At 68.5% G+C, this 26,455-nt stretch carries 26 protein-coding genes and 1 pseudogene; 11 read left to right on the forward strand and 16 right to left on the reverse strand.

Annotation, left to right across the window (positions count from 1 at the left end; genetic code table 11):
• Positions 1-9: 9 nt before the first annotated feature.
• Positions 10-1,548 carry a long-chain fatty acid--CoA ligase gene (locus tag ABZX37_RS16715; RefSeq protein WP_354740308.1) on the forward strand — a complete coding sequence of 513 codons (1,539 nt, stop codon included), beginning with the start codon at positions 10-12 and terminating at the stop codon, positions 1,546-1,548.
• Here ABZX37_RS16715 and ABZX37_RS16720 read toward each other — a convergent pair.
• Genes ABZX37_RS16720 through ABZX37_RS16735 form a run of 4 tightly spaced genes read right to left on the reverse strand, consistent with a single transcriptional unit; the run spans position 1,545 to position 3,822 of the window.
• Positions 1,545-2,282 carry an SDR family oxidoreductase gene (locus tag ABZX37_RS16720; protein ID WP_354740310.1) on the reverse strand — a complete coding sequence of 246 codons (738 nt, stop codon included), beginning with the start codon at positions 2,280-2,282 and terminating at the stop codon, positions 1,545-1,547. The two genes, ABZX37_RS16715 and ABZX37_RS16720, sit on opposite strands and share 4 nt — an antisense overlap.
• Positions 2,283-2,291: 9 nt before the next feature.
• Positions 2,292-2,657, reverse strand: coding sequence for a DUF1707 domain-containing protein (locus ABZX37_RS16725; protein ID WP_354740312.1), 366 nt, complete (start codon positions 2,655-2,657; stop codon positions 2,292-2,294).
• Positions 2,654-3,223, reverse strand: coding sequence for a phosphatase PAP2 family protein (locus tag ABZX37_RS16730; RefSeq protein WP_354740314.1), 570 nt, complete (start codon positions 3,221-3,223; stop codon positions 2,654-2,656). The genes ABZX37_RS16725 and ABZX37_RS16730 overlap by 4 nt, the downstream gene beginning before the upstream one ends.
• On the reverse strand, positions 3,220-3,822 hold the full coding sequence (locus ABZX37_RS16735; protein ID WP_354740316.1) for a DedA family protein: 603 nt from the start codon (positions 3,820-3,822) through the stop codon (positions 3,220-3,222). The genes ABZX37_RS16730 and ABZX37_RS16735 overlap by 4 nt, the downstream gene beginning before the upstream one ends.
• Positions 3,823-3,912: 90 nt before the next feature.
• Between ABZX37_RS16735 and ABZX37_RS16740 the strand changes: the two genes are divergently transcribed.
• The gene (locus ABZX37_RS16740) at positions 3,913-4,290 is read left to right on the forward strand and encodes a BlaI/MecI/CopY family transcriptional regulator (protein WP_116203718.1); all 378 of its coding nucleotides are present in this window, start codon (positions 3,913-3,915) and stop codon (positions 4,288-4,290) included.
• Between the two features lies 1 nt (position 4,291).
• Positions 4,292-5,290: a M56 family metallopeptidase gene (locus ABZX37_RS16745; RefSeq protein WP_354740318.1), complete on the forward strand. Its 999-nt coding sequence runs from the start codon at positions 4,292-4,294 to the stop codon at positions 5,288-5,290.
• Positions 5,291-5,446: 156 nt separating this feature from the next.
• Here ABZX37_RS16745 and ABZX37_RS16750 read toward each other — a convergent pair.
• Together ABZX37_RS16750 and ABZX37_RS16755 are read right to left on the reverse strand one after the other, a co-directional pair.
• Positions 5,447-5,890 (reverse strand): annotated as a pseudogene (locus ABZX37_RS16750) (polysaccharide deacetylase family protein); the annotation flags it as partial.
• Positions 5,887-6,897, reverse strand: coding sequence for a glycosyltransferase (locus tag ABZX37_RS16755; RefSeq protein WP_354740320.1), 1,011 nt, complete (start codon positions 6,895-6,897; stop codon positions 5,887-5,889). The pseudogene ABZX37_RS16750 and the gene ABZX37_RS16755, both read right to left, overlap by 4 nt.
• Positions 6,898-7,106: 209 nt before the next feature.
• Between ABZX37_RS16755 and ABZX37_RS16760 the strand changes: the two genes are divergently transcribed.
• On the forward strand, positions 7,107-8,582 hold the full coding sequence (locus ABZX37_RS16760; RefSeq protein ID WP_354740322.1) for an LCP family protein: 1,476 nt from the start codon (positions 7,107-7,109) through the stop codon (positions 8,580-8,582).
• Positions 8,583-9,107: 525 nt separating this feature from the next.
• Positions 9,108-9,305: a hypothetical protein gene (locus tag ABZX37_RS16765; protein WP_354740324.1), complete on the forward strand. Its 198-nt coding sequence runs from the start codon at positions 9,108-9,110 to the stop codon at positions 9,303-9,305.
• Positions 9,306-9,367: 62 nt separating this feature from the next.
• On the opposite strand, the gene ABZX37_RS16770 is transcribed toward ABZX37_RS16765, so the two are convergent.
• Positions 9,368-10,501: a thioester domain-containing protein gene (locus tag ABZX37_RS16770; RefSeq protein WP_354740326.1), complete on the reverse strand. Its 1,134-nt coding sequence runs from the start codon at positions 10,499-10,501 to the stop codon at positions 9,368-9,370.
• Between the two features lie 308 nt (positions 10,502-10,809).
• On the opposite strand from ABZX37_RS16770, the gene ABZX37_RS16775 reads away from it, so the two are divergent.
• Complete coding sequence (locus ABZX37_RS16775; RefSeq protein ID WP_354740328.1) at positions 10,810-11,646, forward strand: TIGR02569 family protein; 837 nt, start codon at positions 10,810-10,812, stop codon at positions 11,644-11,646.
• Here the strand turns inward: ABZX37_RS16775 and ABZX37_RS16780 are convergent.
• Both ABZX37_RS16780 and ABZX37_RS16785 read right to left on the reverse strand, forming a co-directional pair.
• Positions 11,639-12,532, reverse strand: a complete 894-nt coding sequence (locus ABZX37_RS16780; RefSeq protein ID WP_354740330.1) for a 2-hydroxyacid dehydrogenase — start codon at positions 12,530-12,532, stop codon at positions 11,639-11,641. The genes ABZX37_RS16775 and ABZX37_RS16780 overlap by 8 nt on opposite strands.
• Positions 12,529-13,806 (reverse strand): MFS transporter, encoded by a 1,278-nt coding sequence (locus ABZX37_RS16785; protein ID WP_354740332.1) that lies wholly within the window; start codon positions 13,804-13,806, stop codon positions 12,529-12,531. Before ABZX37_RS16785 ends, ABZX37_RS16780 begins: the two co-directional genes overlap by 4 nt.
• A 121-nt stretch (positions 13,807-13,927) precedes the next feature.
• Between ABZX37_RS16785 and ABZX37_RS16790 the strand changes: the two genes are divergently transcribed.
• A complete protein-coding gene (locus ABZX37_RS16790; protein WP_354740334.1) occupies positions 13,928-14,668 on the forward strand; it encodes an IclR family transcriptional regulator in 741 nt (246 codons plus the stop codon).
• A gap of 3 nt (positions 14,669-14,671) precedes the next feature.
• Here ABZX37_RS16790 and ABZX37_RS16795 read toward each other — a convergent pair whose 3' ends face one another.
• Positions 14,672-15,541, reverse strand: coding sequence for a trypsin-like serine protease (locus ABZX37_RS16795; RefSeq protein WP_354740336.1), 870 nt, complete (start codon positions 15,539-15,541; stop codon positions 14,672-14,674).
• A gap of 413 nt (positions 15,542-15,954) precedes the next feature.
• Complete coding sequence (locus tag ABZX37_RS16800; RefSeq protein WP_354740338.1) at positions 15,955-16,578, reverse strand: TetR/AcrR family transcriptional regulator; 624 nt, start codon at positions 16,576-16,578, stop codon at positions 15,955-15,957.
• Between the two features lie 96 nt (positions 16,579-16,674).
• On the opposite strand from ABZX37_RS16800, the gene ABZX37_RS16805 reads away from it, so the two are divergent.
• On the forward strand, positions 16,675-17,130 hold the full coding sequence (locus tag ABZX37_RS16805) for an SgcJ/EcaC family oxidoreductase (protein ID WP_354740340.1): 456 nt from the start codon (positions 16,675-16,677) through the stop codon (positions 17,128-17,130).
• Between the two features lie 55 nt (positions 17,131-17,185).
• Here ABZX37_RS16805 and ABZX37_RS16810 read toward each other — a convergent pair whose 3' ends face one another.
• Genes ABZX37_RS16810 through ABZX37_RS16820 form a run of 3 tightly spaced genes read right to left on the reverse strand, consistent with a single transcriptional unit; the run spans position 17,186 to position 22,071 of the window.
• The gene (locus ABZX37_RS16810) at positions 17,186-18,742 is read right to left on the reverse strand and encodes an amidase (protein WP_354740342.1); all 1,557 of its coding nucleotides are present in this window, start codon (positions 18,740-18,742) and stop codon (positions 17,186-17,188) included.
• 12 nt (positions 18,743-18,754) lie between these two features.
• Positions 18,755-21,325, reverse strand: a complete 2,571-nt coding sequence (locus ABZX37_RS16815) for an FtsX-like permease family protein (protein WP_354740344.1) — start codon at positions 21,323-21,325, stop codon at positions 18,755-18,757.
• Between the two features lie 5 nt (positions 21,326-21,330).
• Positions 21,331-22,071 (reverse strand): ABC transporter ATP-binding protein, encoded by a 741-nt coding sequence (locus ABZX37_RS16820; protein WP_354740346.1) that lies wholly within the window; start codon positions 22,069-22,071, stop codon positions 21,331-21,333.
• A gap of 149 nt (positions 22,072-22,220) precedes the next feature.
• On the opposite strand from ABZX37_RS16820, the gene ABZX37_RS16825 reads away from it, so the two are divergent.
• The 3 genes from ABZX37_RS16825 (at position 22,221) to ABZX37_RS16835 (ending at position 24,321) form a co-directional block, all read left to right on the forward strand.
• The gene (locus tag ABZX37_RS16825) at positions 22,221-23,420 is read left to right on the forward strand and encodes a sensor histidine kinase (protein ID WP_354740348.1); all 1,200 of its coding nucleotides are present in this window, start codon (positions 22,221-22,223) and stop codon (positions 23,418-23,420) included.
• Complete coding sequence (locus ABZX37_RS16830; RefSeq protein WP_354740350.1) at positions 23,408-24,049, forward strand: response regulator transcription factor; 642 nt, start codon at positions 23,408-23,410, stop codon at positions 24,047-24,049. Before ABZX37_RS16825 ends, ABZX37_RS16830 begins: the two co-directional genes overlap by 13 nt.
• A 71-nt stretch (positions 24,050-24,120) precedes the next feature.
• A complete protein-coding gene (locus tag ABZX37_RS16835; RefSeq protein ID WP_354740352.1) occupies positions 24,121-24,321 on the forward strand; it encodes a hypothetical protein in 201 nt (66 codons plus the stop codon).
• Here the strand turns inward: ABZX37_RS16835 and ABZX37_RS16840 are convergent, their stop codons facing one another.
• Together ABZX37_RS16840 and ABZX37_RS16845 are read right to left on the reverse strand one after the other, a co-directional pair.
• The gene (locus tag ABZX37_RS16840; RefSeq protein WP_354740354.1) at positions 24,322-25,485 is read right to left on the reverse strand and encodes a 4-hydroxybenzoate 3-monooxygenase; all 1,164 of its coding nucleotides are present in this window, start codon (positions 25,483-25,485) and stop codon (positions 24,322-24,324) included.
• A 75-nt stretch (positions 25,486-25,560) separates the two neighbouring features.
• A complete protein-coding gene (locus ABZX37_RS16845) occupies positions 25,561-26,334 on the reverse strand; it encodes a helix-turn-helix transcriptional regulator (RefSeq protein WP_354740356.1) in 774 nt (257 codons plus the stop codon).
• Between the last annotated feature and the right edge of the window lie 121 nt (positions 26,335-26,455).

Consider the following 26,455-nt stretch of genomic DNA (forward strand, 5'->3'; position numbering starts at 1 on the left):
AGACGAGCGGTGCGACTGACCGATTACCTCGACAAAGGCGCCTCGCTGGGCCCGGCCGCCCCGTGTTTGACCACGGACGGCGGATCGCTCAGCTACGGCGAGGTCCAGCAGCTGTCCTGGCAGGTCGCCCGGGCGCTCGCGCGTTCCGGCGTGCGGCCGGGCGACAAGGTGGCGATCCTCTCCGCGAACGACCCGGTGTCGTTCGGGTGCGTCTTCGGCATCAGCCGGGCAGGGGCGGTCTGGTGCCCGGTCAACCCGCGCAACGAGGCGGCGGAGAACCGGGAGCTGCTGGACCTGTTCGACTGCACGTGCCTGCTCGTGCAGGAGTCGTTCGCACCGCTCGTCTCCCGCATCGCCGGTCAGCTGCCGAAGCTGACCGCGGTGGTGTGTCTCGACGGCTCGTTCCCCGGCGCGCTCCCGCTGGCCGAATGGGTCGACGGGCTTCCCGGCACGCCGTGGCAGTCCGATCCGCCGGACGACACGGCGATGCTCGTCGGCACCGGCGGCACCACCGGACGGCCGAAAGGCGTGGTGCTGACCGGGCACAACGTCGAAACCATGTCGGCGCTGACGTTGATGAGCTACCCGTTCCAGCCGCGTCCGCGCTACCTCGCGCTGGCCCCGCTCACGCACGCCGCCGGGGTGCTGTGCTTCCCGGTGCTGGCGCTGGGCGGCGAGATCGTGGTGATGCCGTCGCCGGATCTCGGCCGGTTCCTCGCCCTGATCGAACGACACCGGATTACCCACACCTTTCTGCCGCCCACGCTGATTTACCTGCTGCTGGACCATCCCGAACTGTCCACAACGGACTTCAGTTCGCTGGAATGCCTCTGGTACGGCGCCGCGCCGATGTCCGCCGCCCGACTGGAGGAAGCGATCACCCGGATCGGGCCGGTGCTCGGACAGCTGTTCGGACAAAGCGAGGCACCGATGATGATCTCAACGCTTGCCCCGGCCGACCACTTCCATCCGGACGGTTCCCTGGCGCGCGAACGCTTCACCTCCGCGGGCCGTCCGACACCGCTGACGCAGGTAGCGATCATGGCCGACGACGGAACCCTGCTGCCGCGCGGCGAACGCGGCGAGATCGTGGTGCGCGGGCCGCTGGTGATGCCGGGGTACTACCGGAGTCCGGAGGCGACCGCGGACGTCAGCAGGCACGGCTGGCATCACACCGGCGACATCGGTTATCTCGACGAGGAGAACTTCCTGTACGTCGTGGACCGGGCGAAGGACATGATCATCACCGGCGGGTTCAACGTCTACTCGGCCGAGGTGGAGCAGGCGCTGATGACGCATCCCGCGGTGCAGGATTGCGCGGTGGTCGGGTTGCCGCACGAGAAGTGGGGCGAGCAGGTGACGGCGGTCGTCCAGCTCCACCAAGGGCGCACCGCTGCCGCGGACGAGCTGCGGGCCACGGTGAAGGAGCTCCTCGGCAGCGTGAAGACGCCGAAGGAGGTCCTGCTCTGGCCGGATCTGCCGCGGTCGAAGGTCGGGAAGGTGTTGAAAACCGACGTGCGGACGCAACTGCTGGCCGAGCGCTCTTAGAACTGGCCGCCGCCCGCGTGCACGGTCTGGCCGGTGACCCAACGGGCCTGGTCAGACGCCAGAAAACCTACGATGTCCGCGATGTCGCCGGGTTCGGCGATGCGGCCGAGCGGGGTCTGTTTCGTACTGAACTCGACCACGCCCGGCGGTCCGTCGGCGAGGAGCGCGTCCGTGCGGACCGCGCCCGGGAGCACGCTGTTCACCGTCACGCCGCGCGGGCCGAGTTCCTTCGCCAGCACCCGGACGAACTGGTCTCCGGCGGCCTTCGCGGCACCGTAGATCCCGGTGCCGGGCCGGGCCGTCTGGACCACCCCGCTCGACACCACGACGATCCGGCCGCCGTCGCGCACTCGCCGGGCCGCCTCGCGCAGGGACACGAAGGTCGGCCGCAGGTTGGTGGAGAAGATCAGGTCGAAGATCTCGTCGGAGGCCTCCGCGAGCGGCACGAACCGGGCGATCCCGACGTTGGCGACGACCACGTCGAGACCGCCGAATTCCTGTTCCGTGCGGTCGAAAAGGCCGCGCAGCTCGGCATCGTCGGTCACGTCCGCGCGCAGAGCGGTCGCCTGCCCGCCGTCCGCGCGGATCTTGGCGACGACGGCCTCGGCCGCCTCCTGATCGGCGCGGTAGTTGACCGCGACCGAAAACCCGTCCGCACCCAGCCGTTCCGCGATCGCCCTGCCGATGCCGCGCGAACTTCCGGTGACCAAGGCGACGCCCGCTTCACTCTGCACGCCAGCAGTCTAGTGGTGCTCGAAGTGATGCCCTCCGTCGGCGAAGCCGTGCGCGGCAAGGAAAACCATCATCGCCACCGCGATCATCAGCAGCATCCCGACGGCCAGCTTCCGCCGCGCGGGCGCGCTGCCGAACTCCGTGACCAGCTGATGTCCGGCTAGCAGGAGCAACGGCTGCCAGCTCGCCCGTGCCGCGGGTGCCGGCAAATCCGCGACCACCGCGTCCAGTTCGTGCCGGTACTGCGCCGAATAGACAGTGGTGACCCGTTCTTCCACCTCGGCCAGGCTCAGCCGCCCCTCGCCCGCAGCGTTGTTCAGGACTTTCGTCGTTTGCTCGCGTTCGGCGTCGGAGCAGCGGACAGGTCGATCGGTCATGCTTTCCTCCCGGATACGGCCGGAATCAGCCGAACCGCTACCTTCGCGAGCGGTTCGCGGACCACGAGCCCGAGCAGCCCGACCCCGGCGCCGACCACGAACCCCGCGAGCACGTCGTGCGGGTAATGCGCCCCGACGTAGACCCGCGAAATCCCCATCAGCACCGCGAAAACGAGCGCCCAGACTCCCCATTTGCGGTTCACCAGCAACACCGCCACCGCGAACGCCGCGACGATGACTGTGTGGTTGCTGGGAAACGCGTAGTCGGTCGGCGGGTCGCACGGCAGCAGCGTGTGCACGCCAGCGACCACGCGACACGGCCGGACCTCGGCGAACACCGACTTCAGCACCGTGTCCACGGCGAGCGCCACCGCGATCGCGATCGGCACCCATGCCGCAGCAGCCAGCGCCGCCGCTCCCCTGGTGCGCGCCCGCCAGAGCAGCGCGAGGATCACTGGCACGACCAGGAAAACCCCGTACTCGCTGAACGTCGTCGCGATTCCGGCCAGCCACTGCTGTGACCACGCGAAATCCGTGACGTCGCGATATAGCCCGGCATCGATCATCGCGCCGCGCTCCGGCGTGCGCGGACGAGTTCGACCAGCAGCGGGCTCAGCGAAAGCAGCACCACCACGGCGATGATCGGCAGCAGGTACGTGTCGATGTTCGGCACCGACGCGCCCAGCGCGTACCCGGCGAGCGTCACCCCGACTGTCCACAGCAGACCGCCGAGCACCTGCCACATCGCGAACTTCGCGGCGGGCATCCCGGCGATGCCGACGAGCGGGTTCAGCACGGTCCGGACCACCGGGATGAACCGGGCCAGCACCACTGCCTTGCCGAGCCCGTACCGGGTGAGCAGCGCCGATCCGCGCGCGACGCCCTCGTGCAGGTGCTTGCTGCGCACCCGGACGAGCAGCGCGCCGCCGCCGCGCCGGCCGAGGATGTAGCCGGCCTGCGCGCCGAGCAGTGCCCCGGCCGCCGCGGCGACGATGACCGCCGCGAGCGACAGGTGCAGCTTCGACGAGGCCGCCAGCACCCCCGCGGTGAACAACAGCGAATCGCCCGGCAGGAAGAAGCCCACCAGCAATCCGGTCTCGGCGAACATCACCGCGAAGACGCCGAGCGGGCCGAACGCGGCCAGCAGCCACTTCGGGTCGAGCATGCCCACCTCCAACTACTACACAACTGTCGAAATTCTACATGAACGTAGTAGCTAGCCGAGCAGCTTCGACAAACAGGTAGAATTTGGGCCATGCGGAACGGACGGGGCGAGAGCGCCCGGCGGGCTCCCGGCGAGCTGGAGGCCGAGGTGCTCGCGGTGCTGTGGGAATCCGACGAGCCGATGTCGGCCGCCGGCGTGCAGGAGCGGATCGGCGGCGGGCTGGCCTACACCACCGTCGTCACGATCCTGTCCCGGCTGTTCGAGAAGGGCGTGGCGACCCGGGAGAAGCAGGGCCGCTCGTTCACCTACCGCGCCGCCGACGACGAACCCGGGCTCGCCGCCCGCCGGATGAGCAAGGTGCTCGACGCCGAAGCGGACCGCTCCAGCGTGCTGGCGAAATTCGTGTCGAACCTGTCCGCCTCGGACGAGCGCGTGCTGCGCGATCTTCTGCGCCAGAACGGCGGCTGACGTGAACCTCGACCTGCTCGCGCCCCTGCTGCTGCCGCTGGCCTCCTGGCCGGTCGCGCGCTGGGTCGCGCCCCGGCTGTCGCCGCGGCTGGGCAGCTGGCTGCTCGCCGGGTCCGCGCTGGTGCTCGCCGTCGGCAGCACGGCGACGCTCGCGGTCCTCGCCGCGGCGGGTCTGGCGCAGCTGCCGTTCGTCGGCGAGCTGGGCGATTTCTCCGCGGTCGCGTTCCACGGGGCCGACGCGGTGAACCTGCCGCTGGCGATCGTCAGCGGGATCGCGCTCGTGGCCGCCGGGGTCGCGTTGACCCGCGCGGCGATTCAGTACGTGCGCTGGCACCGGAAGGTGCACGCCGAGCTGAACGCGCACACCCGCGAGGCCGGCTTCGTGCTGCTGCCGGGCGAGGAACCGGTCGCGTTCGCGGTGGCCGGAGGCGGCGGGCGGATCGCGGTGTCCAGCGGGATGCTGTCGGCGCTGGAACCTCGGGAACGCCGCGCGCTGCTCGCGCACGAACGCGCGCATCTGCGGCTGCGGCACCACGTTTTCGCCGCGATCGTCACGGTCGCGACCACGGTCAACCCGGTGTTGCGTCCGCTCGGTTCGGCAGCTCGGTTCGCATTGGAACGCTGGGCGGACGAAGCCGCGGCGGACCGGGTCGGCGACCGGAAACTGGTGGCCACGGCGGTCGCGAAGGCCGCGCTGGCCAGCCGCTCTCAGCCGTCGCTCGCGCTTGCCGCGACTGGTGGACCGGTGCCGCAGCGCGTGCGTGCGCTGCTTTCGGCCCCCTCGTCAGGCTCGCGGCGAAATCCACTCGCGGCGGTCGCCGTGGCGGTCGTGCTCGGCGCTTGCGCCTGGTCCGCGGCTTGCACGCTCGACGCGGCCACTGATCTGCACACCGGCCTCGAGACCGCTCAGCAGGCCGCTTGCGTGGTCGCGCAAGGGACCCACGGCGAGCCCGCGCTCCCGGCATTCCGACACCAGCACCAGGACTGCGCCGAGCGCTGACCGCCACGCTCCCGGCGCGGCGGCGACGTCGGAGTCGTGCAACAGAATCGTGCCGCCACCGGTCAGCCTTCGGCACACAGTGCGCACGACTGAGCGCGGGGTGGCGCGACTGGTCCAGTCGAATCCCCAGGTACTCCACAAAACAGGCTGAAGGCCGAGGATCCGCGCCGAGACCAAGGCGCTCGCGCTGAACACTCCGTACGGCGCGCGCAGCCACTGCGGTCGCGTGCCGGTGACGAGTTCGATCAGGTCGACGGTGTGCGTCAGCTCGGCGTGCAGGGCCTTCGGGGAACGGCGCAGGAAGCAGCGGTGATCCCAGCCGTGCACTGCGATCTCGTGCCCGGCGGCGGCGATCTCCCGGCCGAGTTCCGGTGCGGACGCCAGCTCCCGGCCCAGCACGAAGAAGGTCGCGCGGACGTCCAGCTTCTCGAGGCTTCGGAGGAACTGCGGCGTGGACTCCGGGTTCGGACCGTCGTCGAAGGTCAGTGCCACGTGGTTGGGGTCGCCTCGTCCGGCCAGGCGGGGCGGGCGCAGCCGCGGGACGAACAATGCCGCCGGTGCCGCGTGCGTGACGGCCGCCGCGGCGAGTCCGCGGATCATCCGGCCGCCTTGACCGGCCGTCGAAGCAACCACTCAAGCGCTTCGGTGAGTTCGCTTGGCGTGTGGACCCACGGCACGATCCCGTCGTCGTGCAGCACCGCGGCGTTGGCGCGGCCGTGGCCGGGCAGGCAGCGGTAAGTCAGCACCGGCAGGCCGGTCGCGAGCGCTTCCGACGTCGTCAGCCCGCCCGCGTTCTGCACCACGACGTCGCACGCGCGCATCAGCTCAGGCATCTTGTCGACCCAGCCGAAGACGTGCCGGTGTCCGGTTTTCCGTAGCTTTTCGGCCAGCGCTTCGTTGCGGCCGCAGACCACTACGGGCTCGACGAGTCCGGTCGCGAGGAGGTCGTCGGCGGTCTGTCCGATTTGGCCGACGCCCCAGGATCCGGCGACCACCAAGGCGAGCGGGCCGTCGTGCGGGAGGCCGAAGGCGAGCCGGAGCCGCAGCCGTTCGGTCATCCCCGTCGACGGCCGGAACGCGGGCGCGACCAGCGGACGCGAGACGAGGGTGCGACCGGCTCCGAGCGCTTTGGCCTGGCGGGCGGCGGTTTCGTTGGGCGCGACGGTGAGTGTCGCGTCCGGACTGACGCACAGGCGGTGTACCGACGGGTCGGTGAGGTAGACGACCAGGGGCGCGGTCAACTCGTTCGAGCGCCGCAGCCGGGCGACCGCGTGCGTGGCGAGCGGATAGGTCGAGACGACGACGTCGGTGTTGTCGCCGAGCAGCTCCCGGAGCCTCGGTGTGGCGAGGCCGGCGAACCGGCGGGCGGCTCCGGCCAGCGCCGGGGTGCCGAGTGCGCCGAGCAGCCAGTCCCAGCTGCGCGGGACCGTGTTGAGCTGCCGGTGGTAGGCGCCGCAGAGCAGTTCGCCGAGTCTTCCCGGGAGCAGGTCCAGGAAATCAGCGCGGACGACGTGCGCGCCACGATCGGCGAACCACCGGTCCAGCTCTCTGGCGGCACCGTCGTGACCTGCCCCGATCCGGGCGGACACGATCACCACGCGAGCCATCCGGCACCCCTTTCGACTTCTACACGACTGTAGTAAAACTACATCCCTGTAGAATGAGAGTCGAGACCGGACCCCCGGTGGAGGTGCACCCTCGGTCCGACATTCCGGGCGCCGTCTCCGCAATTTGGGGTAAGCGGTAACCCGTCCAGGTGAGACGCCCGCTACCGTGGGTCTTTCGACCACCGGACGTGGCAGGAAGAGGAACCCCGATGCGTCGTCGCAAGACCACCAGCGCGATCCGCGTCGCCCAGGTGCTTCTGGCCGTGGTTTCGCTGCTCGTCCTCGGCGGCACCGCCTTCGCGTGGTCAAAGCTGAACCAGATCACCGACGGCCTGACCAGGTCCGATGTAATTGGAGCCGGGGCCGGTTCGCCGATGGGCGAGCAGAACATCCTGATGGTCGGCTTGGACACGCGCACCGACGCGGAGGGCAATCCGCTGCCGGAGGATGTTCTCGACCAGCTGCACGCGGGCGGTGCCGAGGACGGCGGAGACACGACTGACACGATGATCGTCGTGCACATCCCGGCCGGGGGTGGGAATGCTACGGCGATTTCTATCCCGCGTGACTCATATGTCCAGCTTGCCGGGAAGTTCGGGAAGCACAAGATCAATTCGGCTTATACCTATGGGCAGATTGCCCGGAAGAATGAACTGAAGGCCACTGGAGAGTCTGGGGCGCAGCTGGAGACCGACTCGGCTCAGGCTGGGGCTAAGACCGCTATCGAGACTGTTCAGCAGCTGACCGGGTTGACTATCACGCACTATGCTGCCGTGAATCTGGCTGGGTTTTACTATGTCAGCCAGGCTGTTGGCGGGATTCCGGTTTGCCTTAAGGCTCCGGTTAAGGATAGTTATTCTGGGGCTAATTTTGCTGCTGGGCAGCAGAATGTCGCTGGGGCGCAGGCGTTGCAGTTTGTTCGGCAGCGGCATGGGTTGCCCAATGGGGACTTGGACCGGATCAAGCGGCAGCAGGTTTTCATGGCCAGCATGGCTAAGACCATTCTTTCTGCTGGGACCTTGACTGATCCCGGCAAGTTGGATGCTTTGATCGGCGCGGTCAAGAAGGCTGTTGTTGTTGATACCAACTGGGATTTGTTGGGGTTTGCTCAGCAGTTGCACGGGATGAGCGCTGGAAGTATCAACTTCGTTACTATTCCGGTGGTTAGCATTACACTGAAGACGCCTAATGATGGTGATGCCGTGCAGGTTGATCCTAAGCAGGTGCAGCAGTTTGTTCGGGAGCAGACTGGGTCCGCTTCTGCGCCGTCCTCTTCGACTGGTGCGCCGCCGTCTTCTTCTGCTGGGGATCCTGCGTTGGCTGCTTATACGGTTGACGTGCGCAACTCGTCTGGGGTGGATGGGTTGGCTAACCGGGTTGCCGACAAGCTTGCTGCTGCTGGGTATTCGCGGGGGTCCGTGACCAATAGCGCTACTCGCCGTACATCCACTGTGTACTACGGGCGGGGGCAGCGTAGCCAGGCTGAGGCTATCGGCGAGAAGCTTGGCGGGGTTGCGGTGGCTTCGGATAATTCTCTTGAGAAAGATCATTTCCGGGTTTACCTGGGGCAGAAGTATTCGGATGACTCTGGGGTGCATCCTGCGTCTGCTCCGGCGGTTTTGCAGGCTCCTGCTGCTGGGAGCGCGCCGGATATTACTGCTGATGGGGTTACTTGCGTTAACTGACTGCTCGTGCTTCGCACATCGCCCGGTTCGGGTTGAGGGCACCCCGAAGCTTGATTGTGATGACGGTCTGGGGTGGGCGAGTTGGGTGCGCCGGTGCGGTTTTGCGGGTGGGCGCACGGCTTTGGCGCTTTGGGGGTTGAGTTCGCGGGCGGTCCGTGAAGAACTCCTTGAGGGAATCTAAGTCCGTGAAGGAGTCCCTCACGGCGTGCGGCGGGCCGTGAGGGGAGCCGGAGGAAGTCCAAGCCTGCGAAGGGATTCCTCACCACCCGCAGCCGTCCGTGAGGGGAACCCTGAGGGACTCAGAGTCCGTGAGGGTTCCCCTCACGGAACACGACCGGCGCCGAAGTCTGTGAAGGTGGCCCTCACGGACCCTGGCCAAGTTTCGGAAGCTGTGAAGGGCTCCTTGAGGGAATTAGATTCCCTCAAGGAGCCCTTCACGGACCTGCGGCGGAGTGGCGGAAGCGAGCGGCGGCATTCGCAGCGAAGCCAATCGCAGCAGCAGCGGCCGCAGCGGCAGCAGCGGCCGTGGTCGTGGTCGTGGCCGTGGCAGCAGCGGCGGTGGCAGTGGCAGCAGCGGCGGTGGCAGTGGCAGCAGCGGCAGCAGCGGCCGTGGTCGTGGTCGTGGCCGTGGCAGCAGCGGCGGTGGCAGTGGCAGCAGCGGCGGTGGCAGTGGCAGCAGCCGTGGTCATGGCCACGGCCGTGGCAGTTGCCTGCCGCGCATAGCAAAGCGGGCCGGTCCTCAAAGGACCGGCCCGCTCGCCTAGCGCGTACTACCTGAGGCTAAATCAGGCGTTGCTCCGACGGCGGCGAACCACCAGGATCATCGCGCCGCCGGCAATCACCAGGGCCGCGCCGATGCCGATGGGCAGGGCGGCGTTCACGCCGGTGTTCGCCAGCGGGGTCTGGCCCGAGTTGTTGCCGCCGGCGGCGGGGGCGGTCGTCGCGGGGGCGGTGGTCACCGGGCCGGTTTCGGTCCAGGTGCCGGTCGCCGCGGCTTCGACGGTGCTCTTCTGCGACTGCGCCACGATCAGCGACTGCGCCGGCTTGTCCGCGTAGTTCTTGGCCACGAACAGGCGGCCCGTGTTGACGTCGCCAGCGGCCTTCACCGCGAGTTCGGCCGTGCCGGGCTTCGCGTCCTTCGGGACGTCCAGGAACAGCTTCGTGCCGTTCTTGATCGCCGAGGACTTGATCTCCTGACCATTCTCACCGACGACCTTCACGCCCTCGGGGAGCTTGCTCGTGAAGTCGGTGACGCTGCCGGTCGTCGCGACTGTGAACGGGCCGATCTTCGTGCCCGCTTCGCCGCTTGCCTTGGCCGGCGTGATGCTCAGCGTCGGCTTCTTCTCCTCGACGCCGGTGTTCGCGTCGCCGGTCAGGTAGTTGTACAGCGCGAGGACGTCGGCCGCTTCGTCTGCGGAGCCGTTGGCCAGCGGGTTTTCGGCGTCGAGGTCCTTGCCGTCGCTGTAGTGCCACACCGCGGCCTGCGTCGCGGTCAGCGCTTCCTTCGTGGACAGACCGTCGTGGAGCTTGGCGCCCTTGTCGGTCAGCGTCTTCTCAAGCGACGCCGCGTCCGTGGAGGGGTAGCTGTGGTGCAGCACCCAGTTGATGTTCTTGTTGTTCTTGCGGAACGGCGACGACGCGTCGGGGTAGTCGTTCCAGGCGTGTTCGACCATCGTCTCGCCAAAGCGCGCGCCGACCTCGATCTGCACGCAGTACATTTTCGAGATGGCGCCGTCCGACAGCTTGAAGTTGAACAGCGTCGTCTGGACCTTGCCCTTGTCGGCGATGTTGACGTCGAAGCCCGACGTGCCGCCGTACACCAGCTCGCCCGAGGCCGCGCCGCTGCGCGCCGAGGGGGCGTTGTCGTCCGCGAGGGCGACCGGCGCGGCGATCATGAGCGCCGCTGCCGCGGAAGCCACCGCGGCCCCTCCCCGGACCAGAATTGACCTGCCGTGCATGCTTTCTCCCATCCAGTCCCGAACCACGAACGACGGACCGCGTGAGACCACATCTCCCCGACCACGACGGCCACCAATTCGGGTGAAGAATCCACCCAGTCAAGCGATGGCGAAGCATACACAGGGCTCACATGTGCACTGTGGGTGGTCCCCTGAATGCGCTTTCATACCACTAGTCGGAGTCGTTCCTCCCCTTGTGTTGCTCTGGGTAGGTGTGCGCGGAGCTGCGGGAACACCGGGAAACGGCGCTCCAGAAAGGACGCACAACTGTGATCTCGCGACCTCCGGCGGACGTGCTGGCCGCCTTCGAGTGCACCGGAGCCCCGGTTCGGCTGGAAGGCGGGAAAGGCGGGACTTGGCGCGTCGGGGACGTGGTGCTGAAACCGGTGGAGTTCGCTCCGGAAACGCCGTGGCGGGCGACGGCGCTCGCGGCGGTGACCGACTCGGCGGAGTTTCGGATCGCCCGGCCGCTGCGGACTCGCGACGGAGGCTGGACCGCCGGAGCGGGAGCCGACGGCCAGAGTTCATCCGGCGGTCATCCGGTCGCGCAGGAGTGGGAGGCCAGCCGACTGGTCCCCGGCCACCCGGACACGTCCCGGCCCGACGACGCCATCCGGGCCGGGATCGCGTTTCATCGGGCCCTCGCGCACCTGCCCCGGCCGGAGTTTCTCGATCTCCGGACTGATCCCTGGGCGGTCGGAGATCGGGTCGCCTGGGAAGAACTGCCGCCCGATGGCTCGGCGGCCGCTCGACGTCTTCTCGACCCGCTGCTCGCCGAGCGGCGGCCGGTCGAGTTGCCCGCGCAGGCGGTGCACGGCGATCTCCCCGGCAACGTCCTCTTCGCACCGGGACAGCCGCCCGCGGTGATCGACTGGGCGATCTACTGGCGTCCCCCGGCCTGGGCCGCCGCGGTGGCTGTCGCCGACGCATTGTGCTGGTACGGAGCGACTCCCGGCCTGATCGACCGCTGGGCGCAATTGCCCGAGTGGCGGCAGATGCTGATCCGCGCGCTCGTCTACCGCATCGTCACGCACGACCTGGCCGGACGCTGGACGCCCGACCAGATCGCCGCCTATCAGCCTGCCATCGCGGCCGTGCTCAGTTGACCAGGTTCTCCAGCGGCTCGCCCTTCGCGTAGTGCGCGAGCTGGCGTTCGGCCAGCCGCTTGGCGCGCGGGTAGAACGAGTCCGAACCGCCCGCGATGTGCGGGGTGATGATCGCGCCGTCGAGCGTCCACAGTGGATGGTCGGCGGGCAGCGGTTCCGGATCGACGACGTCGAGTGCGGCGCGCAGGCGACCGGCGGAGACCTCGGCGGTGAGCGCGTCGGTGTCGACGGCGGTGCCGCGGCCGACGTTCACGATCAGGGCGGTGTCCGGCAGCAGGGCGAGTTCCGGCGCGCCGAGGAGGCCGCGGGTCTGCGGGGTGTCGGGCAGGACCAGGACCACGATGTCCGCGGTCGGCAGGAGGTCTGGCAGCTCGGCGATGCCGTGCACGCCGGAGCGAGCGGTGCTGGCGACCCGGACCACCTCGGCCTCGCCTGCCTCCAGGTACCGCTCGATGGCGCGGCCGATCGAGCCGTAGCCGACCAGCAGGACGCGGCAGTCGGCGAGCGAGCGCGTGTGCGCCCGGTCCCACGAACCGGTCTGCTGCTGCGCGAACCAGCGCGGGAAATACCGTTGCGCGGCAAGGATCAGCGCGAGCGTGTGCTCGGCGACGCTGAGGTCGTGCAGGCCCCGGCCGTTCGCCAGCTGCACGCCGGACGGGACGAGCGACAGCAGGTTGTCGTAGCCCGCGGAAAGAGTCTGCACCGCGCGCAGCGACGGCAGCTGCGGGATGAGCTTCGCCGCCGCCGGGCCCTGGTCGTAGGGCAGGACGTAGAACTCGACGTCGTCGAGGCCGTCCGGCGGGGCGCCGCGGCCGTCCCACACGACCGCGTTCAGTTCGGCCGGAACGGAAATGTCGGACCAGGGCACCAGTACACGCGCGGTCATGCTCGCCTTTCCTTCGTTTTCACCGGAACCGCGAGCACCAGCACCGCGGCTGCGGCCATTGTCCCCGCCAGCATCAAGAACGCGGCAGCCGTGCTGCCGGTAACGGATTCGAGCCAGCCGACCAGGTAGGTCCCGAGGAACCCGCCGAGCGCGCCGGCCGCGTTGATCACGGCCACCGCCACCCCGGCGGTCCGCTGCGGCAGGAGTTCGGAAATCAGCGCGAAGAACGGGCCGTACGGCGCGTACAAGGCCACTGCGGCGATCGCCAGCAGGACGAATGCCCACCAGAAATGCTGCTTGCCCAGCAAATACGAACCATAGAACGCGACCGCACCAGCGAGCAGCCATGGCCAGACGTATCGGCGACGCACGCCGGATCGGTCCGAGCTGCGCGAGTTGATCAGCATCGCCACCACGGCGAACGCGTACGGAATCGCCGACAGCAAACCGGTCGCGCCGATTCCGGCGGACGAGCCTGCCTTGACGATCGAAGGCAGCCAGAACACGAAGCCGTAAACCCCGATGCTCCACAACAGGTACTGCGCCGACAGCACCAGAACTGCCTTGGACCGCAAGGCTTCCCGCACCGGACGGTCCGCCGGTTCCGGCAGCCGCGCCTGTTCCGCGGCGATCGCGCGCTCGATCGCGTCGCGCCCGGCCGGGTCGAGCCACGGCGTTTCGGCGGGCCGGTCGCGGACCTGCGCCCGGAACACGAAAGCCCAGATAAGCGCTGGAATTCCCTCGATGATGAACATGCCGCGCCAGGACGTCGCCTCGATCAGATACCCCGATAACGCCGACAGCCACATCACCGTGACCGGGTTGCCGAGGATCAGGAAAGCGTTGGCCCGGCCGCGTTCGGCCTTCGTGAACCAGCGCGCGAGCAGCACGACGAGCGCGGGCAGCACCGCCGCTTCCACCGCGCCGAGGAGGAACCGCACCACGATCAGCACCGGCACTGAACTGAGCAGGCCCTGCGCGGTCGCCAAGACGCCCCACGCGAGCACCGACCAGAAGATCAGGCTCCGCACGCTGCGGCGGTCGGCGTACAGGACGCCGGGGACCTGCAGCAGGAAGTAGCCGAGGAAGAACGACGCGCCGATCAGCCCGGACGTTGTGCTCGTGAGGTTCAGGTCCTCGGCCATGCCGCCCGCGGTCGCGATCGAGAAGTTCGACCGGTCGAGGTAGGCGAGGCTGTAGGTGACGAAGACGATGGGGATCAGCCGCAGCCAGCGCTGCCTCCCGAGCGTGCCCGCCTGCTCGACGGTGTTCATCCGGTACTCCTGTCGCCGCTGACCCAAGTCCTTGACGCGCTTTCCGTAATATGGAAAGCTATTCCGCAATGCGGTGAGAGGCAGTGTGCGTCGCCGTGCCCGGGAACGTCAAGGGGGTTCGATGGCGGACATGGTCGGCAAGGCTTTGCGGGTGCTGTCCCTGCTCGGCGGCTACCCCGAAGGCGTGCCGCTGTCCGAGCTCGCGCGCGCCGCCGGATATCCGGTGAGCACCACGCATCGGCTGCTCAGCTCCTTGCAGAGCGAGGGTTTCGCGCGCAACGACCCGATTTCGAAGCGGTATTCGCTGGGGTTGCGGCTGTTCGAGCTCGGCCAGTCAGTGTCGCAGGCGCGCGGGTTCGCGGGCGTCGCGCTGCCGGTGATGCAGAAGCTGTCCGCGGAGACCGGCGAGCCGACGCTGCTGGCCGTGCTGGACGGGCACAACCAGGTTTACGTGCACTCGGTGCAGGGGTCGCAGCGGCTGCAGATCCGCGGCGAGCCGGGTGCGCGCGGGCCGTTGCACTGCACGTCGATGGGCAAGTGCCTGGTCGCGTTCGCGTCGAATCGGGACGAGCTGGTCGCCTCGCTGGACCTGCCGGAGCTGGGCCCGCGCACGATCACCGCGCGCGAGGCGTTCGCGGCGGAGATCGCGGCGGTGCGCGAACGCGGTTTCGCGATCGCCGACGAGGAGCACGAGGAAGGCATCCGCGCGGTCGGCGTTCCGATCAGGACGCCGGACGGGACCGCGATCGCCGCGCTGTCCACCGCCGCGCCGGCTTATCGGCTGACGGTCGCGCAGCTGGAGGAGTTCGTGCCCGCTTTGCGTGCTGCGGCGAGGGAGTTGGCGGCGTTGCTGCCCCGGTGAGGCTTATTCGCCGATCTCGCCCTTGATCCACGACACTAGCTGGTCCACGCGCGCCGCGGTTTCGGTGCCGGGCTGAGGACAGTCGGGGCCGAAGTTCTCGACCGCGATCAGCGTGTTCTTGCCCTTGATCGGCACGAAGAACGGCGAGCCCGAGTCGTCCGGGCACGGGCTGTTCTCGACGGTGCGCTTCTTCAGCGGTTCCAGGGTGATCTCGTTCTTGCGCACTTCGTCGACCTGGAAGTCGCCGCGTTTGATGTGGTCGGTCTGCACGACGACCTTGGAGGACAGCGAACCCCAGCCGACGAAGGTCGTGTGCTGGCCCGGATCCGGCGGACCGTCCGGAAGCGCGAGCGGTTCGATGTCGGGGACCGGCTCGGACAGCTTGGCGAGCGCGAGGTCGTTGACCGCGGACTGGCGCGCGTCGACGATCTTCAGCACGTGCCCGCGCGGGTCGGAATCGGTGAGCTTCCCGATCGCGGCGGTCATCGTGTAGTCGGGCTTGCCGCTGACGCGGGTGCCGTCGAGGTCGTGGAAGCAGTGCCCCGCGGTGACGATCCATTGCGGGGCGATGAGCGAACCGCTGCAGCCGCCGGTGCGGACGCCGCCGCCCTTCTCCGGAATGTCCTTTGAGGACAGTTTGACGCTGAACGGGGTGGGGTGGTCGGGCAGCGCGGGCGTGGAGGGCTGCGAGGACGCCGGCGCCTTGCCGCCGGTGCCGCCGCTGACTGTGCTGCTGGCATTGCCCGCACTGCCGCTGGCCCCGCGCGCGACGGCGACATTCGACACCGGCTTGGCGGTCTGGGCCTCCGCGGTCCGCTGCAGGCCGACGTAGGCGCCGGCGAGCCCGGCCCCGAGCACCGTGGCGACGGCCACGGCACCCAGCCGAAGGCTCGCCCGCTGGGCGGAACGTGACTTTGCGTGCACCACGGGGTCCAAGATAGCGAAGTAGTTAACCCGAATGAGTGAGTGTGCCCGATTAATCCGATGACTGAGGTAGAAACTGACGCCGCCGATACGCCGGGTCGGGGGTTGGTCACGGAATGCTAACGGCGTGGGCTCGTTTTGCCTGGAGGTTGCGCTGTTCGGCCGCCGAGGCGGGATTGCGGGAGTTTATCCCAATCAGCGGGACACCCGGGCGTCCGCAGCTCGGCTCGCGCTGCCCCAATGTGGCTTTGGGTGCATGCGACGCACCCAATGTGGCGTTCGGTGCGTCCCGCGCACCCAATGCCACATTGGGGCGCGAGCGGCGGGCGAACAGGGCGGGGCTCAGTCCAGCAAGGCGAGGTTCAGTCCAGCAAGGCGAGCCGGTCCACCAGCACTTCCAAAACTCCCTCCGGCCAAGGGAACATCGGGGCAGCCGGGCGTAGTTCGGCCAGGCCGTGCAGTCCGGCCCACAGGGCGGCCGCGTCGGAGAACGCGGAGGTGCTGCGCGACAAACCGGCGTCCGCGCAGTCCTGTACTGCTTGCGCCAGCAGGACGAACACGTCCTGTCCGATCTCCTCCGCTGCCGGGGCCATGTCCGGGTTCTCCGCCGCCCGCGCGGCATTCCATACTCCGCCGAACAGCATGCGGTAGCGCTTGGGGCGTTCCAGGGCGAAGTCCAGGTACGTCGTGCACACCGAGCGCAGCCGCGCGTCCGGCTTGTCTACCGCGGCCAGTCCGGTCTCGATGCGTTCTTTCAGTTCGGCGAACGCTTCCTCCACTACGGCCAGCAGGATCTGGTCGCGGTCGGCGAAGTGCCGGTAGATGGACGGCGCCGCGATGCCGATCCGCCGGGCGACTGCGCGCAGGGTGACCGCGTCCTCGCCACCGCCTTCGTCGACGATTTCGGCCGCCGCCCGCACGATCTCCTCCCGCAGCCGGGCGCCTTCGCCGCGGCGGTTTCGGGAGCGTCCTTCTGCTGCGTTCACGACCGCAAGCTTACAGCTGTTAGCGAGATGGGTTTACAGGCGTTAGGTTATCCATCTATGGTTACAGCTGTAAGTCGAACTCGGAGAGGAAACGTCATGAAGAAGATCCGCAACCTCGTCGTCGGTGGAGTTGTCGCCGTCCTGGCCGCGCTCACCTCCGGCAGCGTCGCTCAGGCCCAGGTCAGTCAGCGAGTCCCGCACGTCGTCAAGGCCTGGGCCGACGCTTGGAACACCGGAAACGCCGCCAAGATGGCCTCGTTGTTCACCGACGACGGCACCTACCAGGACAACGCCTTCCAGGTCGCGATGAGCGGCCATCAGGGCGTCGCGACGTGGGTCGAGATCACCGAGAGAAGCATCCGGAACGCGCACGTCGACGTCCAAGACGCGTTCCGCTCCGGCGATCGCATCGCGGTGCGCTGGACGTTCTCCGGCACCGACACGGGAGCGTTCGACAAGACCCGGCCCGCCACCGGCAAGTCCTTCAGCGTTCCGGTCAGCACGCTGATCGACCTGCGCGGCGAGCGGATCCGCCAGCTCACCGACTACTAGAACCTCGCCGACGTCCTCCGCCAGGTCGGCCTCCCGGCGGGTCCGTGGACGCCGCCTAGCCAGTAGCGGCGGGCAGGTACCGAGGTGCCTGCCGCGCGTGTATCGCCTGCTCGTACGCGTAGGCGAAGCTCAGCAACTGCGCGTCGTGGTATTTCGTGCCCAGGAACGAAATACCGACCGGCAGCGGGCCCGCGAATCCGGCTGGCACCGTGATGTTCGGGTAGCCAGCCACGGAAGTGTTGCGGGTGCTGCTCAAGAACCTCGGGTCGCCTGGGCGGTCCAGCGGCGAGGCGGGCAAGCCGCTCAGGGTGACGATCGCGTCTAGGCCGTTCGAGGCCAGCACGTCGTCGATCGAACGCTGCGCGATGCCGGTCGCGGCGGCGCGGTGGCGGCGGTAGGTCTGGTCGTTCAGGTTGCCGTCGGTCGCGTTCGCTTCGACGAAGAGGTTTTGGTCGAACAGCGGCATTTCGACGTCGCGGTGCTGGTCGTTGTAGGCGATCAGCTCGGACAGGTTCCGCGGGTGGTCGCCAGGAGTCGCGGCGAGGTAGGCGTTCAGGTCGTGTTTGAACTCGGTCAGCAGCGCGGGGAGGAGATCCGGTTTGACTGACCAGGAGATGTCCTCGACGTCTGCCCCGTCAACGACCGTCGCGCCTAGCGAACGCAGAGTGTGTACTGTGGACTCGAAGATGCGATCGGACTGTTGGTCGATGCCAGTGTGGCCTTTTCGCCAGACGCCGATTCGCTTGCCGCGCAGGGCATTGCGGTCCAGCCGAAGGTCCTTTGGGAACGTCGCCGCAGCGGAGGCGGGGTCGGCCGGGTCAGCGCCAGTGAGCACGGAGAGGGTGAGCGCGGCGTCGGTGACGTTGCGCGCGATCGGGCCGGGCGTGTCGTGCTGGGCGGTGATCGGCACGACGCCGCCGCGGCTCACCACGCCGAGGCTGGTTTTCACGCCGACGGTCGAGGTCGCGGCCGCCGGGCACACGATCGAACCGTCGGTCTCGGTGCCGATGGCGACCGTCGCGAGACCGGCCGCCGCGGCGACTGCCGAGCCGCTCGACGAACCGCATGGGCTGCGGTCCAGCGCGTAGGGGTTGCGGGTCTGTCCGGCGACCCCGCTCCAGCCGGGGATCTGTGCGGTTGAGCGGAAGTTCGACCATTCCGACAGGTTCGCTTTGCCGAGCACGACCGCACCGGCGGAGCGGAGGCGCTGGACTAGGAAAGCGTCTTTAGCCGGACGTGAGCCGAGCATCGCGGTTGAGCCCGCGGTGGTGGTCTGACGGTCCGCGGTGTCGGTGTTTTCCTTCAGCAGCACTGGGATTCCTTCCAGCGGGCTGCGGGAGGAGTGCGTCCGGCGGCGGGTGTCGCTCTCCTTTGCCGCCGCCAGTGCGTCCGGATTGGTTTGCACGACGGCGTGCAACCGCGGGTTCAGTTCTTCGATGCGGCGAAGGTAGCCGCGGGTCAGTTGTTCCGACGTCAACTGCCCGCGGTCCATCGCACGCTGCAGATCGGGAATCGTGGACTGGTCCAGGAAGCGAGCCGGTGAGGCGTCCGCCGCGGCGGGCAGGAGCAGGCCCGCCGCGGTGAGGACTGCCACCGAAAGCTGTTTCAGCAAGGTTTTTCCTTCTTATTCGCGGAGGCCGATGGCGTCGATGGGCTTGGCGCGCAAGGTGACCCGGGTGGACAGGCCGAGCGAAACCAGGCTGAGCAGGAAGGCTCCGGCGATGATTCCGCCGAACACCGCGGGCGTTCCGGACGGCAGCGGCGTGTCGCGGGTCGCGAGGTTCAGCAGTACCAACGGAATCGCCGCTACCACCGTGCCGAGCAGTGCCGCGATTCCTGCGGTCGCCAGCGCTTCCAGGCGCATCATTCGCACAACCTGGCCTCGCGTGGTGCCGATCAGCCGCAGCAGCGCGAATTCCCGCGAGCGCTGCGCCGTGGTCATCACCAGCGTGTTGGCCACCGAGATCACCACGTAGCCGAGGATCACGCCGACCGCGACCAGGTTCAGGTAGAACTGCTGCTGGCTCGCCGAGTTGGCCGAAGCGGACACTGTGGAACCGGGCGCGACAGTCAGGCCTGGGTAGCGAGTGCTGAGCTCACGGAGCGCGGCGGTCATCGCGGCCGGGTCCGCGTTCGGGTCTTGGCGCACCAGAACGGAACTGTCCATCCGGTCGCCGGTGTGCGAGCGGGCGAGGTCGGCGGGCAGCACGTACTCGCCGAACGCCTGGTTGTGCGTGTAGACCGCGACCAGTTTCACCTTCGCCGGGCGGCCGTCGGCGAACCAGAAGTCGACCTCGTCGCCGATCTTCTTGTCGTACCAATCGGCCTCGCCCTTGCTCATCGCGACGGTGTCGCCGCGCAGGTCGGCCAGGTTCCCGGACACCACACCGAGATCGAGCACGCCGCGCACCTGGTCGCCGTTCAACCCCTGCGCCGGGTACTTCATCACGCGCAGCCGCTTCTCCTCCGGGACCGTGGTGACCACGTCGGTGCGGACCACCGAGGTGGCCGCCGCGACGCCGGGGATCGCCCGTGCCGCCGCGGCGACTTCCGGGGACAGCGCACCGGTGGTGCTGCTCAGGACGTGGTCCGCGGTGGTCGAGCGGACGGCCTGTTCCTCCCTGGCCGCGGCGGACGACGTCTGGCTGTAGAACATCGAGATCGCGAACGAGACCGCGAGCATCACCGGGGTCACCGCCGACGCGAGCCGCCGGGCGTTGGCCTGGTTGTTCGCGGCGGCCAGGTAGCCGCTGATCCGCGAGACGCCGGTGTAGACCGGGGCGATGACGCGGGTCATGAAGGCGACCACCCTCGGTCCGAGCACCGAGAGCCCGATCACGACCACCAGCGCGGACATCGAGGAGGCCGCGAGCGCGCCGTCGCCGGTCACGTACATCGGGACGGTCGCGCCGCCGAAGCCGGCCACCACCAGCAGCCAGCCGATCAGGAGGCGGGTCCGGCCGAGTTCACGACGTTCGACAGCTGCCTCGCCGAGCGCTTCGATCGGGCGGATCGACGACGGGCGCCGCGCCGCCGACCACGCGGCCAGCCGCGCCGCTCCCAAGCCGAGCAGGAACGCGACGACGAGCGGGACCGGGCCGACCGCGAGGTCGAAGTCCTGCGGAATCACCCCGACTCCGGCGAACGCGTTGCGCAATCCGTGGGCCACGGCCACGCCCAAGCCCGCGCCGAACACTCCGGCGGTAATCGCGACCAGCATGGTTTCGGCGCCGATCAGCTTGCGGATCTGCTTCGGCGTGGCCGCGATCGCCCGCAGCAGCGCGAATTCCCGGCGGCGCTGGTTGATCACCAAGGCCAGCGTGCTCGACACGACGAACACCGCGACCAGGATCGCGAACCCGCCGAACGAACCCGCGAGGGCGAACAGCAGCACCCGGGTCTGGCTCACGTCGAGGAATTCGACGGTGCTGCGCCCGACGCCGGTCGTCACCGTGACCGGTTGCCCGCTGACCGCCTCGCTGATGCGGCTTTCCAGGTCTCCCGCGGACACTCCGGGCTCGGCCAGCACGCCGATCGCGTGCACCTGCCCGGGTTTCCCGGAAAGGTCAGCGGCGCGCCCGGCAGAGAAGAACACTGCCGACTGTCGTGGCAAACCGTTGCCGGTTTTGGGCGCGGCGATGCCGGTGACGCGGAACTCCATCGGCGTGGAACGGGTCGAGACCCGCACCGTGCTGCCGACCGAAACCCCGCTGCGAGCCGCGAGCTCCGCGTCGAGAACGACTTCGTTCGCCGCTTCGGGAGCGTGACCTTCGCGCAGCGAGAACGGGGCCAGTACGGCCGAATCCCAGTTGTGCCCGCGCGACTGGGCGCCGTTCGGACCGGTGAGCACCTGCCCGCTGGACGTCACGACGTTCGCCGGGAAGTCCTGCTCCGGCACCGCCTGGCGCACGCCCGGCACCTCGGCGATCTTGGAGATCAGCGTCTCCGGCACCGTGGTCTGTTCGCTGATCTGCTCGGACTCGCCGAAATCCGCGCCCGGCGGTTTCGTGGTCTGCGGACCGCCGACCACCACCGCGGCTTCGGCGTAGCGCTGGGTCGGGACTCCGGCGCGCAGGCCGGATTCCATGAGGATGCCGCAGCCCGCGACGAGCGCGGTGCCGCAGAGGATCGCGATGAACGCGCCGACGAACCCGCTCAACCGGGCTTTCGTCGTCTGCAGAGCCAACGACCACATGGCGGTCACCACTCCCCGAGGTGGGTCATCCGCTCCGCGACCCGCTCGGGCGTCGGCTGCGGGAGGTGGCCGGCGAGCTTGCCGTCTGCGAGGAACAGCACGCCGTGCGCGGCGGACGCGGCGACCGGGTCATGGGTGACCATCAACACGGTCTGGCCCATCTGGTCGACCACGGTGCGCAACAGGTCGAGCACCTGGCGCGCGGTGCGGGTGTCGAGCGCGCCGGTCGGTTCGTCGGCGAGCACGACCTCGGGGCGGGTGATCAGCGCGCGGGCGATCGCGACGCGCTGCTGCTGTCCGCCGGAGAGTTCCGCCGGGCGGTGCTCCAGCCGCTTCGCGATGCCGACGCCGTCGACGATCTCGCGCAGCCAGCGGGCGTCCGGCTTCTTGCCCGCCAATCGCATCGGCAGGGTGATGTTCTGCAGCACATTCAGCGACGGCAGCAGGTTGTAGGCCTGGAAAATGAACCCGATCCGGGTCCGGCGCAATTCGGTGAGCGACCGCTCACGGAGCCCGCCGAGTTCGGTTTCGCCGAGCAGCACCCGGCCCGAACTCGGCTTGTCCAGCCCGGCCGCGCAATGCAGGAAGGTGCTCTTGCCGGACCCCGACGGCCCCATGACCGCGGTGAAGGAGCCCCGCTGGATCCCGACCGACACCCCGTCCAGCGCGGTGACCGCGCCGTCGCCGGAGCCGTAGATCTTGCGCACCGCTTCCAGCCTCAGGGCGTGTGTACCGCCTGTGTTCATCTTCGCGTCGCTCCTCGGACCAGCAGATTCTCTGTCGGTATCGAAGTTATGGCCGCGGTCGCGCGAAAACGATCCCGAGCGCGGGAGTCTTGGGGGTAGCGCAGGCACCACCACGCCCGGTGAGGAGGTCCTAATGGGACAATGCGGGAGTGAAAAACCGGCTGCGCTCGTGGTGGTCCGGACTCCGCTATCTGCTGGTGGGGGCCGCGACCTCGTTCCTCGCCCTGCTGCTCTTTTTCGCGATGGCCATCGTGCTCGCGACGTGCTTGATCGGCGTCGGGATCCCGGCGCTGCCGGTCGCGCTGAAGCTGATCCGCTACCCGCTGCGCTTCGAACGCCGCCGGGCCGGCCGCAGGCTCGGCGAGCCGATCGCCGAGCCGTACGCCAACGTTTCGCCGATCCGCGACCCGGCGAGCCTGCGGGATCTCGCGTGGCTGGCGGTGCATGCCGTGGTCGGCTTCATCGTCGGGGTGCTCGCGTTCAGCCTGCCGCTCGGCGGGCTACGACAGATCCTCACTGGCGTGTTCTGGTGGCTGGTGCCAGGCGGAATCCAGAGCTCGCTGGAATTCATGGTGAACTCGTGGCCGTCGGCCGCGCTCTGTGTTTTCAGCGGGCTCGTCATGATCGCGCTCACCTTCTGGGCCTCGCCGCTGGCGCGCTGGCAAGCACTCGCGACGCGGGCGCTTCTCGGTCCCCGGCCCGGTGCCTCGCTGACCGACCGGGTCGTCGAGTTGACCGCGACCCGCGCCGCCGCGCTCGAGGCGCACGGTGCGGAACTCCGCCGTCTCGAACGTGATCTGCACGACGGGACGCAGGCGCGACTGTCCGCGGTCGTGCTGCAGCTCGGCGTCGCTGATCAGCTTTTCGAAGGGAATCCGGCCAAGGCAAGGGAATTGCTCGGCAAGGCGCAGGACGCGGCGACCGAAGCGCTCGCCGAATTGCGCACTGTCGTGCGGAGCATCCACCCGCCGTTGCTGACCGACCGCGGCCTCGACGGCGCGATCACCGCTCTCGCCGACCGGTGCGCGGTTCCGTGCACTGTGGACGTTCGAAGCAGCGCGCGCCGACCGGCCGCGGTCGAGGCGGCGGTGTACTTCATCGTCGCCGAAACGCTCGCGAACGTGACCAAGCATTCCGGCGCCGAACAGGCGTCGATTACGCTCGACGGCACCATCGACACCCTGCGGATCCACATCCGCGACGACGGCCGCGGCGGCGCGGACGAATCCCAAGGCAGCGGGCTGGCCGGGATCCGGAAACGCGCCGAGGCCTTCGACGGGACGGTCACGCTCACGAGCCCGCCCGGTGGACCGACTGTTCTGGAAGTGGAGTTGCCATGCGGGTCGTGATCGTCGAGGACGACGCCCTGCTGCGAGAAGGTTTGGTGCTGCTGCTCGACACCTCGGGCATCGAGGTCGCCGCAGCATTCGACAATACCGGCGAGTTCCTCGAGTTCGTCCGCGAGGACCGGCCGGACGCGGTGATCACCGACGTCCGCCTGCCCCCGACGCACACCGACGAGGGCCTGCGCGCGGCCGTCGAAGCGCGGCAGCTGCACCCCGGGCTGCCGGTGCTGGTGCTGTCCGCGCATGTCGAGACCGGCTACGCGGCCGAGCTCCTCGCGGACGGCAAGGGCGCGGTCGGCTACCTGCTCAAGGAACGCGTCGGCAAGGTCGCCAAGTTCCTCGACTCGCTGCACCGAGTCGTCGAAGGCGGCACGGCGATGGACCCCGAGGTGGTGACCCAGCTGCTGGCCCACCGCCGCGACCCGATCGACGCCCTCACCGCGCGCGAACGCGAGGTGCTCGGGCTGATGGCGGAGGGGTACAACAACGCCACGATCGCGGAACTGCTGGTGGTGAGCGACGGGACGGTGCTGAAGCACATCCGCAACATCTTCGCGAAACTCGGCTTGCCGGAGGACAGCGGACACCGGCGGGTGCTGGCGGTGCTGGCTTATTTGAACGGGAAGAGGTAGCGCAGGCGCTACCACGAAGTTGGGGGTCTACGGCGTGGTTGCCGCCCCCGTCGGTCCATAGTGTTCTCGGCATGGAGACTTCCCGAAGCCGCACCGCCGGCGGCCCTGTTGTGACTACCTTGCTGTGGCTGGTTTTTCTCGCCGGCGCCGCCGCCAACTCGATCGGCCAGTTCGCCGGACTGGAAGACACTTACCGGTACATCGGCGGCGGAGTGGCGGGGGTGTGTTTGGTGATTCTGCTGGTGCGGTTTCTGGCGCGGCGCAAGGATTGATCAGGCGAGCCCGGCGATGAACTCGCTTAGTCGGCGGTTCGCTGGGCCGGGCTCGAACAAACCTTCCAACTCCGCGCGTGCGGCTTGCCGTCGGAACTCGCCTTCGTAGGAGGAGTTACCGGCGTTGTGCACCAACTCGGTCCACCAGCTCGCGAAGGCCTGGTATTTCCAGACGTGGCGCAGCGCGGTCGCCGAGTAGCTGTCTAGCAGGCTTGAATCCTGTTCTTTCTGGTAGCGGACAACGGCGTCCGCGAACAGCTCGGCATCGTGCAGGGCCAGGTTCATTCCTTTCGCACTCATCGGCGGAACGATGTGCGCCGCATCGCCGAGGAGATACAGGCGGCCGTGATTCATCGTGCTGTGCACCACGCTTCGCAGCGGCACCAACTGGGTGCTGGCGATCGTGCCCCGGGTCATGGGTTCCTCGAAACGGGCTTCGATCTCGGTCCAGATGCGTTCGTCGGTCCATTCCTCGAGAGAGCTGTCCAGCGGGCATTGCAGATAGAACCGGCTCGCTTGCGGGCCGCGGGCGAATTGACCGGCGAAGCCGCGGCGATGGAGTGCCATCATGGATTGGTGATTGGCGGGTACTTCCGCCAATACTGTCAGCCACGCGTAGCCGTATTCGTGGGTGTAGCGCGTGAGGTCGGGAATCGCGGCTCGGCTCACGCCGCGATCTCCGTCGCATCCCGCGATGAATTCGCAGGCGATCGTTCGGTTGTCTGAGCACCGGACCAGTGGGCGGTCGAGGTTCTCGATCGAAGCGTCCACAGAGAAGCGGAGATCTCCGCCGTCGGCGAGGAAAACTTCGATCAGGTTCCGGACCAGGACTTGCTGGGGGCAGAACCGTCCGTCGTCTTGGTCGTCCGCGGCCAGGGCCAGCGGGCGCGTTTCGCCGTCGATGCGGAAGTTCAGCACCGGCTGGGTCGGGACGCCGCCGACGACCCGGTCTTCCAAGCCGTGTGCACGGAACATCCGGGCCGCGCGGGTGTCAATGACCCCGGCTCGTTGGCGTTGTTCTACATATTCCCGGCTGCGTTTCTCCACGATGACGCAGTCGATTCCGCTGTGCAGCAGGAACATTCCCAGGGTGAGCCCGGCGACTCCGGCACCCACGATCACTACGGTGGTCTTCTCGTCCACTTCGGACGGTGTTGCGGTCATGTCTCCAGGTTCGCCGGAACCCAGCGGCCAGCGGTACCAGCAGCCCGACTAGGTCTTCCGGAAACCCGCCAAACCTCACCGGTCGGCGCGGCGCAGTTCCTGCTGATAGCGGCCGGGTGTCTGGCCGACCACGGCGGTGAACGCTTCGATGAAGCTGGTCGGATTGGCCCAGCCGAGCCGGGCCGCGGTGTCGATGACGGCGTCGCCCTCGGCCAGCCGGATGAGGGCGTGCTGCACGCGCAGCAGGCTGCGCCATTGATGGAAGCTCATCCCCAGCTCGGTTTGGAACAGGCGGCTCAAGGTCCGCTCCCCTGCCCCGACAGTGCGGCCGAACTCGGCCAGCGTCAGCGACGTCGCGGGGTTGGCGTGGAGGAGATCGGTGACCGCGCGCAGGCGGTCGTCGGACGCGGCGGGTAAGTACATCGCTTCGTCGGGGCCGACGACCAGCTCGTCCACGACCACGCCACGAAGCCGTTCCCTGGCCTCCGGGCGAAGCTTCCGGCCGCTGGTGAGGACCAGCAAAGCTTCCCGCAGCAGCGGCGACACTTCGAACACGGTCGGCTGATCCGGCAGCGACGCGGAGAGCTCCCCGGAGAACTCCAGCACCCGGACCTCGGTCTGGCCGTACGCACGGTGATAGTGCTCGAAACCCGGCGGCGTCCACGCGACCCGGTTGGCCGGAGCGACCCAGGTGCCGCGTTCGGTCGTGGTCGCGAGGACGCCCGCCGACGGATACAGCAGCTGGCCCTGGACATGCCGGTGCGGCGCGATGCCGTCCCCGTGCGCGAGGCGGCCGCGCTTCTCCACGATCTGCGAGACCACCGCGGGTCTCGGGCGGATTTCCGGCACGAGCCGAGCTTACTCGGAGTGACGCACCGGAGTGCCCGGCTTGCGGCCAGGTGGCGGGGTCCCGAAGTCCGTGAAGGGCTCCTTGAGGGAATCAGATTCCCTCAAGGAGCCCTTCACGGAC

It is taken from the genome of Amycolatopsis sp. NPDC004079, assembly GCF_040610415.1.
Lineage (GTDB): Bacteria > Actinomycetota > Actinomycetes > Mycobacteriales > Pseudonocardiaceae > Amycolatopsis > Amycolatopsis halotolerans.

Bases quoted from the DNA above. Each gene is read 5' to 3' on its own strand.
- ABZX37_RS16725 (WP_354740312.1), bottom strand. From the start codon at position 2,657: ATGACCGATCGACCTGTCCGCTGCTCCGACGCCGAACGCGAGCAAACG.
- ABZX37_RS16730 (WP_354740314.1), bottom strand. From the start codon at position 3,223: ATGATCGATGCCGGGCTATATCGCGACGTCACGGATTTCGCGTGGTCA.
- ABZX37_RS16735 (WP_354740316.1), bottom strand. From the start codon at position 3,822: ATGCTCGACCCGAAGTGGCTGCTGGCCGCGTTCGGCCCGCTCGGCGTC.
- ABZX37_RS16740 (WP_116203718.1), top strand. From the start codon at position 3,913: ATGCGGAACGGACGGGGCGAGAGCGCCCGGCGGGCTCCCGGCGAGCTG.
- ABZX37_RS16755 (WP_354740320.1), bottom strand. From the start codon at position 6,897: ATGGCTCGCGTGGTGATCGTGTCCGCCCGGATCGGGGCAGGTCACGAC.
- ABZX37_RS16760 (WP_354740322.1), top strand. From the start codon at position 7,107: ATGCGTCGTCGCAAGACCACCAGCGCGATCCGCGTCGCCCAGGTGCTT.
- ABZX37_RS16780 (WP_354740330.1), bottom strand. From the start codon at position 12,532: ATGACCGCGCGTGTACTGGTGCCCTGGTCCGACATTTCCGTTCCGGCC.
- ABZX37_RS16785 (WP_354740332.1), bottom strand. From the start codon at position 13,806: ATGAACACCGTCGAGCAGGCGGGCACGCTCGGGAGGCAGCGCTGGCTG.
- ABZX37_RS16790 (WP_354740334.1), top strand. From the start codon at position 13,928: ATGGCGGACATGGTCGGCAAGGCTTTGCGGGTGCTGTCCCTGCTCGGC.
- ABZX37_RS16805 (WP_354740340.1), top strand. From the start codon at position 16,675: ATGAAGAAGATCCGCAACCTCGTCGTCGGTGGAGTTGTCGCCGTCCTG.
- ABZX37_RS16815 (WP_354740344.1), bottom strand. From the start codon at position 21,325: ATGTGGTCGTTGGCTCTGCAGACGACGAAAGCCCGGTTGAGCGGGTTC.
- ABZX37_RS16820 (WP_354740346.1), bottom strand. From the start codon at position 22,071: ATGAACACAGGCGGTACACACGCCCTGAGGCTGGAAGCGGTGCGCAAG.
- ABZX37_RS16830 (WP_354740350.1), top strand. From the start codon at position 23,408: ATGCGGGTCGTGATCGTCGAGGACGACGCCCTGCTGCGAGAAGGTTTG.
- ABZX37_RS16835 (WP_354740352.1), top strand. From the start codon at position 24,121: ATGGAGACTTCCCGAAGCCGCACCGCCGGCGGCCCTGTTGTGACTACC.
- ABZX37_RS16840 (WP_354740354.1), bottom strand. From the start codon at position 25,485: ATGACCGCAACACCGTCCGAAGTGGACGAGAAGACCACCGTAGTGATC.